The 13,532-nt window shown below is 62.8% G+C and carries 11 protein-coding genes and 1 pseudogene; 9 read left to right on the forward strand and 3 right to left on the reverse strand.

Features of this window, described 5'->3' with window-relative positions; translation table 11 throughout:
* Positions 1 to 51: 51 nt before the first annotated feature.
* The 6 genes from NCT05_RS17380 to NCT05_RS17405 all read left to right on the forward strand — a co-directional run bounded on the left by NCT05_RS17380 (position 52) and on the right by NCT05_RS17405 (position 8,266).
* On the forward strand, positions 52 to 807 hold the full coding sequence (locus NCT05_RS17380; protein WP_250458928.1) for a DeoR/GlpR family DNA-binding transcription regulator: 756 nt from the start codon (positions 52 to 54) through the stop codon (positions 805 to 807).
* An 886-nt stretch (positions 808 to 1,693) separates the two neighbouring features.
* Complete coding sequence (gene phnS, locus NCT05_RS17385; protein WP_250435564.1) at positions 1,694 to 2,767, forward strand: 2-aminoethylphosphonate ABC transporter substrate-binding protein; 1,074 nt, start codon at positions 1,694 to 1,696, stop codon at positions 2,765 to 2,767.
* Complete coding sequence (gene phnT, locus NCT05_RS17390; RefSeq protein WP_250502784.1) at positions 2,767 to 3,828, forward strand: 2-aminoethylphosphonate ABC transport system ATP-binding subunit PhnT; 1,062 nt, start codon at positions 2,767 to 2,769, stop codon at positions 3,826 to 3,828. Before phnS ends, phnT begins: the two co-directional genes overlap by 1 nt.
* Positions 3,806 to 4,747 (forward strand): 2-aminoethylphosphonate ABC transporter permease subunit, encoded by a 942-nt coding sequence (locus tag NCT05_RS17395; protein WP_175979136.1) that lies wholly within the window; start codon positions 3,806 to 3,808, stop codon positions 4,745 to 4,747. The genes phnT and NCT05_RS17395 overlap by 23 nt, the downstream gene beginning before the upstream one ends.
* Position 4,748: 1 nt before the next feature.
* Positions 4,749 to 5,567, forward strand: a complete 819-nt coding sequence (phnV, locus tag NCT05_RS17400) for a 2-aminoethylphosphonate ABC transport system, membrane component PhnV (protein ID WP_175979137.1) — start codon at positions 4,749 to 4,751, stop codon at positions 5,565 to 5,567.
* Between the two features lie 245 nt (positions 5,568 to 5,812).
* Complete coding sequence (locus tag NCT05_RS17405; RefSeq protein ID WP_008353789.1) at positions 5,813 to 8,266, forward strand: glycogen/starch/alpha-glucan phosphorylase; 2,454 nt, start codon at positions 5,813 to 5,815, stop codon at positions 8,264 to 8,266.
* 8 nt (positions 8,267 to 8,274) lie between these two features.
* On the opposite strand, the gene NCT05_RS17410 is transcribed toward NCT05_RS17405, so the two are convergent.
* Together NCT05_RS17410 and NCT05_RS17415 are read right to left on the reverse strand one after the other, a co-directional pair.
* On the reverse strand, positions 8,275 to 8,601 hold the full coding sequence (locus tag NCT05_RS17410; RefSeq protein ID WP_175979138.1) for a hypothetical protein: 327 nt from the start codon (positions 8,599 to 8,601) through the stop codon (positions 8,275 to 8,277).
* 110 nt (positions 8,602 to 8,711) lie between these two features.
* Positions 8,712 to 9,119 (reverse strand): DUF6232 family protein, encoded by a 408-nt coding sequence (locus NCT05_RS17415; protein ID WP_008353787.1) that lies wholly within the window; start codon positions 9,117 to 9,119, stop codon positions 8,712 to 8,714.
* A gap of 186 nt (positions 9,120 to 9,305) precedes the next feature.
* Here NCT05_RS17415 and NCT05_RS17420 point away from each other — a divergent pair, with 186 nt between their 5' ends.
* The 3 genes from NCT05_RS17420 to aspT all read left to right on the forward strand — a co-directional run bounded on the left by NCT05_RS17420 (position 9,306) and on the right by aspT (position 12,567).
* Complete coding sequence (locus tag NCT05_RS17420) at positions 9,306 to 9,599, forward strand: ArsR/SmtB family transcription factor (protein ID WP_008353786.1); 294 nt, start codon at positions 9,306 to 9,308, stop codon at positions 9,597 to 9,599.
* Positions 9,600 to 9,653: 54 nt separating this feature from the next.
* The gene (locus NCT05_RS17425; RefSeq protein WP_008353785.1) at positions 9,654 to 10,715 is read left to right on the forward strand and encodes an alkene reductase; all 1,062 of its coding nucleotides are present in this window, start codon (positions 9,654 to 9,656) and stop codon (positions 10,713 to 10,715) included.
* A gap of 157 nt (positions 10,716 to 10,872) precedes the next feature.
* Positions 10,873 to 12,567, forward strand: a complete 1,695-nt coding sequence (aspT, locus tag NCT05_RS17430) for an aspartate-alanine antiporter (protein ID WP_250502785.1) — start codon at positions 10,873 to 10,875, stop codon at positions 12,565 to 12,567.
* On the opposite strand, the pseudogene NCT05_RS37245 reads toward aspT, so the two are convergent.
* A pseudogene (locus NCT05_RS37245) lies at positions 12,544 to 13,530 on the reverse strand (phage integrase Arm DNA-binding domain-containing protein); the annotation flags it as partial. The gene aspT and the pseudogene NCT05_RS37245 sit on opposite strands and share 24 nt — an antisense overlap.
* Positions 13,531 to 13,532: the final 2 nt, after the last annotated feature.

Raw genomic sequence — 13,532 nt, forward strand, 5'->3', positions numbered from 1 at the left:
CACATAGGGCCGCTAAGCTCCACACGCCGCCTTGCCTTTCTTCATCGAACGATGCTCGCCGAACAACGTCACCAGTACATCCTCTCCGAATTGGACAAGCATGGCGCGCTCGCGGTGGCGGATCTCGTGCGTGCGTTGTCGGTGTCGCGCGAGACGGTGCGGCGCGATCTTAACGCGCTCGCCGGACGCGGGCTCGTGACGACGACGCATGGCGGCGCGTTATCGGTCGACCGGCGCGAGCCGCACGTCGATGTGCGCGAAGCCGAGAACGCGGCGGCGAAACATGCGATCGGCGTGCGCGCGGCGGCGTTCGTGCCGGACGGGGCGTCGCTCGTCATCGATTCGGGAAGCACGACGCAGGCGGTGGCGCGTGCGTTGGGGCAGCGGCATCGGCTGACGGTGTATACGAACGACTGGCGTATCGCGATGTTGCTGGCGCGGCGCAATGGCAATCGCGTGACTTTGCTGGGTGGCGAGATCGCCGATCTCGAAGATGCGACGTTCGGGCTCGATACCATTCAGCAGCTTGCGCAGTATCACGCGGATTTTGCTTTCGTCGGGGCGGGGGGGATTACGAATGACGCGCATCTGACGGATTATTCGCGGCTCGCCGCTGAGGTGCGCGGGAGCATGATCGCGTCTGCTGCGTGTCCGGTCGTGGTTGCTGATTGCTCGAAGTTCGGCCTGGTTTTGCCAGTTAGGATCGCCGGGTTCGAGGCGGTTCGGTTTCTGGTGTGTGAAGCTCTGCCTGAGCGGGGGGTCCGAAGGGCGCTGGCCGCGCGGGGGCTTGAGGTCGTTGTTGCTTGATTTTTGTTGTTCGCTTTCGCTGGGTCTCGTTTTCGTGTCGGCTCCGGTTTTTCGCCGGATCCCGTTTTCTTAGTGGTCTATTAGCGTTGCCCCTGTGCGGGGCGGCACTTACTTTCTTTGCTGCTGCAAAGAAAGTAAGCAAAGAAAGCAGCTTCTGATACGCCCGCGGTCACACGCAATTTGGGTAGTCCTCTCGTCGATCGTGGGCTGCCTAAAGAGTGCCCTCAAACACCTAATCGGGCTTGGCTCGCGCACGGTCTGTGTCATCGCACCACACAACAAACGGGTTCAGCACCAAATAGCTCCGGCCCGCTTCGCGGCCGACCGGTCAAGCGGGGATGCATGTGCTTCTCTACTAACGTCTCCATCTCACGGCACTCGCCGCTCGCCGGTTTCCCTTGCGGACCCGGCGGCAGCGCGTAGCGCTGTGCCGAAGCTATTTCGTGCTGAACCAGCGCGCTTAACGTTTTCGGGCGGCAGACCGTGCGCGAGCCAAGCCCGACTGGGTGTTTGAGGGCACTCGTTAGGCGAGTGCCGCCTGTGACGAGAGAACTACCCAAATTGCGTGTGACCGCGGGCCGTGACGAGCTGCTTTCTTTGCTTACTTTCTTTGCAGCAGCAAAGAAAGTGAGTGCCGCCCCGCACAGGGGCAGTGCTAATAGACCGACACCATAACGGGATCCGGCAAAAAGCACAGAGCTAAAAGCAGAGAGCTAAAAGCAGAGAGCTAAAAGCAGAGAGCTAAAAACAAACCACAAGCCCCTTGGCGAAATATGCAAATACGTGGCAACCCGTGGCGCCTTCACGTCGATGTCACACATCTCTGCAATATTCCGGGTCGAAGGTCGCCCCCGACCTTCATCGATCCCCGACACGAGAGACCACCATGACCCGCGATTCCCGCTTCGCGCGCACTGTGCTGCCGGCGTTCGCCGCCGCGTTTGCTCTGCTTGCCGCGATGCCCGCTCACGCCGCCGACGCCGTCGTCCTCTACACCGCCGATGGCCTCGAGAATCTCTACAAGGACGTGCTTCCCGCATTCGAAAAGAAGGAAGGCGTGAAGGTCAACATCGTCACGGCGGGCAGCGGCGAAGTGGTGAACCGCGCGACCGTCGAAAAGGATTCGCCGAAAGCAGACGTCCTCGTCACGCTGCCGCCGTTCATCCAGCAAGCGCAACAAGGCGGCCTGCTGCAGCCGTATCAGAGCGTGAACTACAAGAACGTGCCCGCCATCGCGAAGGAAAAAGACGGCGCATGGGCCACCTTCGTGAACAACTATTTCTCGTTCGCGATCAATCCCGAAGTCACGAAAACCGCGCCCAAGACCTTCGCCGATCTCCTGCATCCGAACTACTCCGGCAAGATCGCATACTCGAATCCAGCCACGGCAGGCGACGGCATGGCCGTCATCATCCTGACGTCCGCGCTGATGGGCGAAGACCAGGCTTTCAATTACCTGAAGGATCTCGAACAACACGCGAAGTTCCATACGAAGGGCACGGGCTATCTCGACGTGCTGCTCTCGCGTAACGAGATCGCATTCGCGAACGGCGATCTGCAAATGGACCTCGACGATGCCGCGAACGGCGGTCTCTCCATCAAGCCGCTCTTCCTGTCGCACAAGGCAGGCGAAGCGCCGAGCACATTCCAGCTTCCGTATGCAATCGGCCTCATCAAGAGCGGACCGAATCAGGCGGCGGGCAAGAAGCTCATCGACTATCTGATGTCGTCGGATGTGCAGTCGAAAGTGCCCGATATCTACGGCATCCCCGGCCGCACCGACGTGCCGCTCGCCGGCAAGAACGGCGAAGCCGTCAAGCAGGCGATCTCCGGCGTGAAGCTCATTCCCGTCGACTGGAACGAAGTCATGCAGAAGAAGGCGGGCTGGACCGAGCGCTGGAAGACCGAAGTGATCGGCAACACCGGCAAGCAGACCGACGTCGTCAAGCCGAAGTCCTGATGCGCGCCGTCCCCAAGGAAGCGTTCGGCGTCGATCAAACGCCGGGCGTGCACATCGATCGTCTGACGGTGCGCTTCGGCACGCGTACCGTGCTCGACGATCTCTCGCTTCGGATCGAACGCGGCGAATTCCTCACCGTGCTCGGCCGAAGCGGATGCGGCAAGACCACGCTGCTGCGCTTCATCGCCGGCTTCGTGAAGGCCGATGCGCTCGCGGGCACGCTCGCCGTCGCGGGCCGCGATCTCACGCACGTGCCGCCGCATCAGCGCAATCTCGGGCTGCTGTTCCAAAGCTATGCGCTGTTCCCGCATTTCTCGGTGTTCGACAACGTCGCGTTCGGCTTGCGCGCACGCAAGCTGAAGACGGGCGAGATCGCGCGACGCGTCGCCGATGCGCTCAAGCTCGTGCAGCTTTCCGATGCCGGTCACGTCATGCCCGCGCAGCTTTCCGGCGGCATGCAGCAGCGCGTGGCGCTGGCGCGCGCGCTCGTCATCGAGCCGGACGTGCTGCTGCTCGACGAGCCGCTCTCGGCGCTCGATGCGAATCTGCGCGCTTCGGTGCGCAGCGAGCTGAAGGCGTTGCATGAGCGCTTGCCGAATCTGACGATCGTCTGCGTGACGCACGATCAGGACGATGCGCTCGTGCTCTCCGACCGCACGCTGCTGATGCGCGATGGCCGCATCGCGCAACTCGGTGCGCCGCGCGAGCTGTACGACGCGCCCAACGATGCGTTCGTCGCGCGCTATCTCGGTGCCGCGAATTTGCTGCCGCCGCGCGTGGTGTATCCCGTCGGCGATGCGCGGCACGACGAGCGCGAACGTCTCGCGTGCATTCGTCCCGAACGATTCGCGATCGCGCCGTTGGGAGAAGGCCATCTGCATGGCACGATCGCGTCCGTCGAATGGTATGGCGCGGCGCTTTCCATTTCCGTCGCGCTCGATGCGTTGCCCGGCGAGCCCGTGCTCGTGACGACGCAGCGCGGCCATTCGCGCATGCCGGACAAAGGCGCGCGCGTTTCCCTTCGCTTCGAGGCTGACGATGTCGTCCTTGTTCGTCCCTGACAGCGTCGCGCGCGACGAACGCGGCATCTGCGACGCCTATCTCTCCGCGCAATTCGCAGCGCACGCCAAAGAAGCGCAACGCCGCGAGCGCAAGGCGCAGTGGCATCTGCTCTTCATTCTCGTCGTCGTGCTCGGGCCGCTCGTGGTGTATCCGCTCGCGCGCCTCGTCATGTCGAGTGTGACCGGGCCGCACGGTTTCTCGCTGCACGCGTACAGCGCGTTCTTCAGCAACCCCGAAACGCGCGGGATGATCGGCACGACGCTCGGTATTCTCTTCGCGAGCGCGAGCATCGCTTCGTTGCTCGGCGTCGCGCTCGCATCGATGCTGTTCTTCAGGCCGTTCGCGCTCGCGCGCCTGCTCACGCGTTTTCTGGAATTGTTCGTCGCGTTTCCGTCGTTTCTGGTCGCGTTCACGCTGATCTTTCTATACGGCTCGCAAGGTTCGGTGAGCATCGGTCTGCAGCGGATCTTTTCGCTCGATGCGCCGCCGCTCGATTTCCTTTTCGGCATCGGCGGCGTGATTCTCGCGGAGGTCGTGTTCTATGCGCCGTTCGTCGTGCGTCCGACGCTCGCATCGTATGCGACGCTCGACATGCGGCTCGTCGAAGCCGCAAAGAGCCTCGGCGCCGATGGCTGGATGGTCGCGACGAAAGTCGTCTTGCCGCTCGCGTGGCCGGGCATCGCGGCAGGCACGATCCTCTGCTTTCTGCTGACGTTGAACGAGTTCGGCATTCTGCTCGTGCTCGGCAGCGCACATCTGATCACCTTGCCGATCGCGATCTACAGCGCCGCGACCGTCGACCTCGATCTGGCCACCGCGGCCGCGGGTTCGGTCGTGATGCTGTTGATGTCGCTATCGCTCTATGCGTTGTATCGACGCGTGAATCGGCAAACGAGTCGCCGTTCGGGAGAGCGCTGACATGCAACTCATCGCTGCTGCGTTCAGACCTCGCGCGCTCCTGCGTCATGCGTTCACGGGCCTCTTCGCGTTGCTGTGCTTCTGGCTCTTCGTGCTGCCGGTGATCGTCGTCGCGTTGTCGAGCGTCGCGTCGCACTGGTCCGGCACGATCCTGCCCGATGGTTTTTCCACGCGCTGGTTCGCGCGTCTTTCATCGAGCGATCTCGATGCGGTCGCGACGAGTCTCGAAGTCGGCCTGGGCGTCGCGTTTCTCGGCACCGCGCTGGGACTCTGGCTCGCGCTCGCGCTGGAAGGACGCGACCGGCGCGGTCTCGGCGCACTCGTCGATGCCGTCGCGATGATGGGCAGCGGCGTGCCGAGCGTCGTCCTCGGGCTCGCCGTGTTGATCGCGTATCACAAGCGTCCGCTCGATCTGTCGGGATCGGCCGCAATCGTCGTGCTCGTGCAACTCGCGCTCGTGTTGCCGTTCTGTTATCGATGCGCCGCCGCGGCGCTGCGCCCCGAGCTCACGACGCTGCGCGAAGCCGCCGCGAGTCTCGGCGCGCCGCCGCGCATGGTGCTCGCGCGCGTGGTATTGCCGCAACTCGTGCCCGCGATCCGCGCGAGCCTCGCGCTCGGTTTCGCGCTCTCGCTCGGCGAACTTGGCGCGACGCTCACCGTGTATCCGCCCGGATTCGCGACGGTGCCGATCGTCGTCGTCGGGCAGGTGAATCGCGGTTACTATCTGCCTGCGTCCGCGCTCTCGCTGATTCTGCTGGGCGTATCGCTCGCGGCGCTTCTGCTGATCGCCGCACGCGCGCCACGCCGCTCCATCGCATGACAAACATACGGAATCCGAACTAAATATCGATGCCATCATCTGTCCGCAAGCTCTTCGTTAGCAATTTGCGGGCCGCTCTCCGTTTCCGCCTTGTCATACCAAAAAAAATAAAACTGGCGTAACCTGCACGTTCAGGCACGTCCGCACCCGCCAGACCGGGGCAGGGCGCCAATTCGGTGCGTCCGGATTGAACTCCCGTCAGGCTTTCGCGGTCGTTGCATATGTTGCAAACACCGGAGGTTTCGATGACATCCGTCGATCTGGAATTCGACCAGCTCAACAGTACCGTCGATGCGCTCAGGCGCTCCATCTCGAACCGCCTGATGTACGGCGTCGGCAAGGATGCAGTCACCGCGCAGCCGCGGGACTGGCTTCACGCCGCTGAACTGGCCGTGCGGGATCGTCTCGTCGCGCGCTGGATGCGCACCACGCGGCTCCAATACGAACAGGACGTGAAACGCGTCTACTATCTGTCGATGGAATTTCTCATCGGCAGAACTTTCAGCAATGCGCTGCTCGCGCTAGGCATCTACGACGAAGTGCGCGATGCGCTCGCCGGCTTGGGCGTCGATCTCGCGGCGCTCGAGGAACTCGAGCCGGACGCCGCGCTCGGCAATGGCGGCCTCGGACGCCTTGCGGCCTGTTTCCTCGATTCGATGGCGACGGTCGGCGTGCCGGGCTTCGGCTATGGCATCCGTTACGAATACGGGATGTTCCGTCAGACGATCGTCGACGGCAATCAGGTCGAGATGCCCGATTACTGGCTGCGCGCGGGCAATCCGTGGGAGTTTCCGCGGCCCGAAGTCGTGTACACCGTGCATTTCGGCGGGCGCACGGTGCAACATGACGATCGCACCGACTGGATCGACACCGAGCACGTCAACGCGATGGCCTACGACACGGTCATTCCCGGCTTCGCGACAACGGCCACCAACACGCTGCGCCTGTGGTCCGCGCGCGCAACCGACGAGTTCGATCTCTCCGCGTTCAATCAGGGCGACTATCGGCGCGCGGTGGAGGCGAAGAACACATCGGAACATGTGTCGCGTCTCTTGTATCCCGACGACTCGACTCAGGCCGGACGCGAGTTGCGTCTGCGTCAGGAATACTTCTTCGTCTCCGCGACGATGCAGGATCTGATACGCCGCTATCAGCGCACGCATACGCACTTCGGTCGGCTCGCGGAAAAGGTCGCCGTGCATCTGAACGACACGCATCCGGTGCTCGCGATTCCGGAGCTGATGCGCCTGCTCGTCGATCGGCATCATCTGCCGTGGGACAAGGCGTGGAAGCTCGTGCAGCAGATGTTCTCCTACACGAATCACACGCTGATGCCCGAAGCGCTCGAAACATGGGACGTCGAGATGCTCGCACGCTTGCTGCCGCGGCATCTGGAGATCATCTTCGAGATCAACGCGCAGTTCCTGAAGCAAGTCACCGAGAAGTTCGGGCGCGATGTCGAACTGATTCGGCGCATCTCGCTCGTCGATGAATTCGGCCAGCGGCGCGTGCGCATGGCGCATCTCGCGATCGTCGCGAGTCACAAGGTGAACGGCGTATCGAAGCTGCACTCGCAACTGATGGTGCAGAACATCTTCTCCGACTTCGCGCGCATGTATCCGGAGCGCTTCACGAACGTGACGAACGGCATCACGCCGCGCCGATGGCTCGCGCAGGCGAGTCCGTCGCTGTCATCGCTGATCGACAAGCGGCTCGGGCCGCGCTGGCGCACCGATCTCTTCGAGCTTGGCAGGCTGCGCGAATGGCGTGACGATCCGGAGTTCTGCAAGGCCTTTCACGATGCGAAGTTCGCCAACAAGCTGCGGCTCGTGGAACGCGCGAAACGGGACGCCAACGCGATCATCAATCCGGAAGCGCTGTTCGATCTGCAGGTGAAGCGCATCCACGAATACAAGCGGCAATTGCTCAACATCCTGTATGTGATCGTGCGCTATAACCGCATCCGCGAAAATCCGGAGCAGGACTGGACGCCGCGCGTCGTGATGTTCGCGGGCAAGGCGGCGTCCGCGTACAAGATGGCGAAGAACATCATCAAGCTCATCAACGATGTGTCCCGCAAGATCAACACGGACCCGCTCATCGGCGATCGGCTGAAGGTCGGCTTTATTCCGAACTACGGCGTTTCCGTGGCCGAGCTCATCATTCCGGCGGCGGATCTGTCGGAGCAGATTTCGATGGCGGGCACCGAAGCATCGGGCACCGGCAACATGAAGCTTGCGTTGAACGGCGCACTGACAATCGGCACGCTCGATGGCGCGAACATCGAGATCTGCGATGCCGTGGGGCGCGAGAATATTTTCATCTTCGGCAACACGACCGACGAGATCGAATCGTTGCGCGCGGCGGGTTATCGGCCACGGCAGATTTACGAGGAAAACGCGGAGCTGAAAGTCGCGCTCGACCAGATTCGACTCGGGCACTTCTCGCCGGAAGAGCCGCACCGTTTCTACGACATCTTCCATACGCTCGTGGACTGGGGCGATCACTACATGGTGCTCGCCGATTTCGACAGCTTCGACAAGACGCAGACCGAAGTCGATCTCAAGTACCGCGACAAGGATGCGTGGACGCGGAGCGCGATCGAGAACGTCGCGGGCATGGGCATTTTTTCGTCGGACCGCACGATCGCGGAGTATGCGCGCGACATCTGGCACGTCGAGCCGTTGCAGATCACCTGACGACGCGTTCAGCGCCGTGTGATGCGCGTAATGCGCGTCACGCGGCCGAGCGTTGCGTTGGGAAAATGCGCGGTGAGCGTGCCGATGACATCGTCGATGTCATCGCGATCGGTCTCGACATGGAGCGTGGTGCAATCGCGGAGGCGGCTCGTCTCCACGATATAAGCCTGCGTGCCCGCGCCGAACGCATACGCGAGCATGTCGCGTGCGGCCGACGAATCCAGTCCCGGAACGGTGAGATCGAACGCGACGCAGTGGCGTGCTTCGCGGCGGCGCGGCGAGCCGCCGTTGACCACGCGCGAAAGAGCGATCGAGTCGAATGTGCGGATATCCATCGATGGAAGCCGTCCGGCGACGGCTCGTTGTGGCGATGCCCGCACTCTAGCGCCGCGCGCCTAAAGGCCGGGCTAAAGAAGCGCGCCGCCGTGTAAACGGCGCATCAAGATCAGGCTTGCGATGACTTCGCGCCTGCGCTCGCCGCATGTTTCGCGACCGCCTCGCCGACGAGCGCCGCGACCTTGTCCGCGAATTCCTGATCCTTCGTGATGAGCACTTCGCGCTCGCCGTCGGGCGTCGCGACCATCAACTGATAGATCACGTCCTGCGTGATCCAGGTGAGATAACCCACGACGACGATCATCACGCCGAGCACGAGCGCCGCGCCCGAGCCGGTGAAGATGCCCGCGCCGAGCACGATCAGCCCGATCAGCGCGATGATGATCGGCAAAGGCTTCTGGCGCGGGATCATCACGACGCGCGCCGCGCGCAGATCGCGCAGCGGAATCATCTGACCGGACGCCGAGAGTCCGGCGCGCGAAAGCGTCACGCCACGTTCATTGAAAGGAGTATCCATAAGGGTTGTGCAGTCTTCTTGCAGCCGATGAAACCGGGGAGCGTACCAGACGGCGCGGCGCGGCGGCATGTCGCACATCGACGCATTCGGCGGGGTTTGCATATCGTAAATTTACGATATATACTTCGCAGCAAGACGATTCGGAACAGGCTGCACGTTCCGTCCGTCAGACGCACGAGCAACGAAATGGACATCGACGCAATTCACAAGGCCCTCGCCAACCCCCTTCGCCGCGAGATTCTGGAATGGCTGAAGGAACCCGAGCTGCATTTCCCTGATCAGGAATTGCCGCACGTGCACGGCGTTTGCGCGGGTCAGATCGATGGGCGCTGCGGCATGTCGCAGTCCACCGTTTCGGCGCATCTCGCGACCTTGCACAAAGCCGGACTCGTCACCACGAAGCGCGTTGGACAGTGGGTGTTCTTCAAGCGCGACGAAGCGGTCATTCAAGCGTTTCGCGATTCCATCGGGAATCTCTGAGCTTGCTTGCCATTCGGTGAAAGTCTGCTTTCAATTTCATTAGGAATCCAATTCATGTCGACTCTTTTCGATCCGCTTAAAGTTGGCGCACTCACGTTGAAGAACCGCATCATCATGGCGCCGCTCACGCGTCAGCGCGCGGGCGTCGAACGCGTGCCGAACGCGTTGATGGCGCAGTACTACGCAGACCGCGCATCGGCGGGGCTGATTCTGAGCGAAGCGACGTCGGTGACGCCGCAAGGCGTCGGCTATGCCGACACGCCGGGCATCTGGTCCGACGAGCAAGTGGAAGGCTGGAAGCTCGTCACGAAGGCCGTGCACGAAGCGGGCGGCAAGATCTTCCTGCAACTGTGGCACGTCGGCCGCATTTCCGATCCGATCTTTTTGAATGGCGAACTGCCGGTCGCGCCGAGCGCGATCGCGGCGGGAGGACACGTGAGCCTCGTGCGTCCGCAGCGTCCGTACGTGACGCCGCGCGCGCTCGAACTGGATGAAATCGCCGGTGTCGTCGCGGCGTACCGCAAGGGCGCGGAAAACGCGAAGCGCGCGGGCTTCGACGGCGTCGAAGTGCACGGCGCGAACGGCTATCTGCTCGACCAGTTCCTGCAGGACAGCACGAACAAGCGTACCGACGCCTACGGCGGCCCGATCGAAAATCGTGCGCGCCTGCTGCTCGAAGTCGTCGATCAGGCTATCGAAGTTTGGGGCGCGGATCGCGTCGGCGTGCATCTTGCACCGCGCGCGGATTCGCACACGATGGGCGACAGCGATCGCGCCGCGACCTTCGGTTACGTCGCGCGTGAACTGGGCCGCCGCAAGATCGCGTTCATCGCGGCACGCGAGCATGAAGCCGCCGACAGCCTCGGGCCGCAATTGAAGAAGGCGTTCGGCGGCGTGTATATCGCCAACGAAGGCTTCACGAAGGCCAGCGCCGAAGCGATCATCGCCCGCGGCGACGCCGATGCCGTCGCGTGGGGCAAGCCCTTCATCGCGAATGCGGATCTGGTGCGCCGCTTCGAAGTCGATGCCGATCTCAACAACTGGGACACGTCGACGTTCTATGCGCCGGGCGCGAAGGGCTATACGGATTACCCGTTGCTCGAAACGGCGGAATAAGACGCGTCGAAGTTAGCGTCTCGATGAAAACAGCGGCTCCGGCCGCTGTTTTCATTGATGGTTTCAAAGCTGCACCAAATAGTGTATTGCTGGCGTTCGGATCATTCATTCCCTTCATCGCTGATGTGCGAGCGGCTCATACCGCAAAGGAGTGCCTATGTCCTGGCTTACGGCAACACTGCGCAGTTATCCTGAAATCGCCATCTTTCTGTCGCTCGGCGTCGGCTATTGGGTCGGCGGAAAAAGCTTTCGCGGCTTCAGCCTCGGCGCCGTGACGGCGACCTTGCTCGCGGCCATCGCCATCGGGCAACTAGGCATCACCATTTCGTCGAACGTCAAATCGGTCTTCTTTCTGATGTTCCTGTTCGCCGTCGGTTACGGCGTCGGTCCGCAGTTCGTGCGCGGCATCGCGAAAGACGGCTTGCCGCAGGCGATCTTCTCCGTCATCCAGTGCGTGCTGTGCCTCGCGGCGCCTTACGCGGCGGCGAAGATCGCGGGTTATGACGTCGGCTCGGCGGCGGGCCTGTTCGCGGGCTCGCAGACGATTTCCGCTTCGATGGGCCTTGCCACCGACGCCATCAACCGGCTCGGCCTGCCGCCGGATCAGGCGAAGGCGCTGCTCGACGCGATGCCGACCGCCTACGCCGTGACCTATATCTTCGGGACGATCGGCTCCGCGCTGATTCTCGCGATGCTCGGGCCGAAGCTGCTCAACATCGACCTCGTCGCGGCCTGCAAGGAATACGAGGCGACGCTCGGCGGCGGCGGCGATCTCGGCGGCGCGGGGCAGGCGTGGCACAAGTTCGAACTGCGCGCGTATCGCGTGGCCGAGCACGGGCGCGCGGCGGGCATGTCGGTCGCGCAGGCCGAAGCGCTGGAGCCGGAAGGCGCGCGGCTCTTCATCGAGCGGATACGGCGGGGCGGAACCATTCAGGAAGCGAAGATCGACGACGTGCTGCAACCGGGCGATGTCGTCGCGGTCTCCGGGCGGCGCGAGCTGCTCGTCGATCTGCTCGGCGGCGTCGCGACCGAAGTGGACGACGCCGAACTGCTCGCCGTGCCGATCGAAGGCGTCGATATCTACGTGACGAGCAAGGCCGTCGACGGCAAGACGCTGCAGGAGCTCGCGCATATGCCCGCGTCGCGCGGCGTGTTTCTGCGCAAGATCAAGCGCGGCGCGACCGAAACGCAGATACCGATTCTGCCGAGCACGAAGCTGCATCGGGGCGACACGATCACGCTCGTCGGCCGCACGCAGGACACGTCGGCGGCGGCGAAGGCGATCGGCGTGCTCGACCGTCCGACCGACGCCGCCGACATGGCGTTCGTCGGCCTCGCGATCACGCTCGGCGCGTTGATCGGCGCGCTCGTGCTGCATGTCGGCGCGATTCCGCTCACGCTGTCGACGGCGGGCGGCGCGCTCATCGCGGGCATCGTGTTCGGCTGGCTGCGCGCGATCCATCCGACGTTCGGCCGCATTCCGTCGCCGACGATCTGGTTCATGAACTCAGTCGGCCTGAACGTCTTTATCGCGGTCGTGGGGATTTCGGCGGGGCCGGGCTTCGTCGCGGGCTTGCAGAAGCTCGGCGTGAGTCTCTTTCTGTGGGGCATTTTTGCGTCGGCGGTGCCGCTCATCATCGGTATGTACATCGCGAAGTACGTGCGATCTCCCGCCAACCCTTGTCGCGCCTACGCCTGTTCAACGAGTGTTCAAAACTTGTTCAGAACTCTTTTGTGCGATCGTTACCTTGATCGGTGCAATGCCGCGGCTGTCGGCGTACATCTCAGCCATCTGATCGGTCATATGGCCAAGCAACGCCTTGGTGTCCACGCCTCCCTGCGCCTCGTATAAGCGCTTGGCCAAACTTCGGATCTCGTGAAAGGTTGGCGCTTTGTCGTCGTCCGGGATGCCAGCCAAAGTGCGAGCGCTGGCGAAAGCGTTGGAGATGGTGCCGAGCTTGACTGGCGATCCAACTTCGACTCGGCTGCGCTTCCGAATATGGTGGATGAGGTACTTGCTGACGACGTGCGTGGACTTGCATCTCGCAATTACGTCGGCAAGCGACATGTCGATCGCATCCAGCCGAAGCGCCAGTGGAATCTCGATCTTGACCGACGTCTTCGAGCGCTGCAGCAGCACGACATCGCCTTTGCTAAACGAGCGCTCCCAGCGCGCGACCGTCGATCGATCCTGCCCCGACACCAATGCAAGCAGCATCGCGTTCTGAAGCCAGTCCGCGACTTCGGGCGCCTTCGCGTAGATCGCTTGGAAAGTCTCAAGCGTCAGTCGCTGCCGCTTTGTCTTGGGCCGTGGCCGTTCGGTTTCCGCCGCGACGTTCGACGACATCCACCCGAGCGCCAATCCTCTCCTGCAAACACTCACCAGCCGATTCCGAACGACCTGCGCCCACCGGCGCTTATCCGATTCGATCAGCGGCTCGATCAAGTCCGCAACGTGCTTCGTAGTCAACTCGGCGCACGGCACGTCGCCTAGAGCCTTAACGATAGCCGCGTCGATATAGCTGCGTGTCTTTATCGTCTCTGGCTTCTGACCGGCCGTCGGCATGCGTTTCACGAGGTCGGATACGGTCATGGTCGTTTCGGTGAGACGGTCGGCAAGCGTACGAGTGCGCTTCGCGTCTTCGACGATCATGTTCGCTTCCTGCGATTCGTGGATGGCCTGCGCGAGAGGCATGCGGCCAAGCACATGCGTCTTGCCGTCGCGCGGGTCGCGCCAGGTGTAATACCCGGGGCGCGGTTCGTGCATGTTGTCCGGCCAGTTGGCGCGGCGTCGGATTCTAGGGCGTGCGGCCATGT

Origin of the sequence: Caballeronia sp. AZ7_KS35, assembly GCF_023631045.1 — a bacterium.
GTDB lineage: Bacteria > Pseudomonadota > Gammaproteobacteria > Burkholderiales > Burkholderiaceae > Caballeronia > Caballeronia zhejiangensis.

Bases quoted from the DNA above. Each gene is read 5' to 3' on its own strand.
- NCT05_RS17380 (WP_250458928.1), top strand. From the start codon at position 52: ATGCTCGCCGAACAACGTCACCAGTACATCCTCTCCGAATTGGACAAG.
- phnS (WP_250435564.1), top strand. From the start codon at position 1,694: ATGACCCGCGATTCCCGCTTCGCGCGCACTGTGCTGCCGGCGTTCGCC.
- phnT (WP_250502784.1), top strand. From the start codon at position 2,767: ATGCGCGCCGTCCCCAAGGAAGCGTTCGGCGTCGATCAAACGCCGGGC.
- NCT05_RS17395 (WP_175979136.1), top strand. From the start codon at position 3,806: ATGTCGTCCTTGTTCGTCCCTGACAGCGTCGCGCGCGACGAACGCGGC.
- phnV (WP_175979137.1), top strand. From the start codon at position 4,749: ATGCAACTCATCGCTGCTGCGTTCAGACCTCGCGCGCTCCTGCGTCAT.
- NCT05_RS17405 (WP_008353789.1), top strand. From the start codon at position 5,813: ATGACATCCGTCGATCTGGAATTCGACCAGCTCAACAGTACCGTCGAT.
- NCT05_RS17410 (WP_175979138.1), bottom strand. From the start codon at position 8,601: ATGGATATCCGCACATTCGACTCGATCGCTCTTTCGCGCGTGGTCAAC.
- NCT05_RS17415 (WP_008353787.1), bottom strand. From the start codon at position 9,119: ATGGATACTCCTTTCAATGAACGTGGCGTGACGCTTTCGCGCGCCGGA.
- NCT05_RS17420 (WP_008353786.1), top strand. From the start codon at position 9,306: ATGGACATCGACGCAATTCACAAGGCCCTCGCCAACCCCCTTCGCCGC.
- NCT05_RS17425 (WP_008353785.1), top strand. From the start codon at position 9,654: ATGTCGACTCTTTTCGATCCGCTTAAAGTTGGCGCACTCACGTTGAAG.
- aspT (WP_250502785.1), top strand. From the start codon at position 10,873: ATGTCCTGGCTTACGGCAACACTGCGCAGTTATCCTGAAATCGCCATC.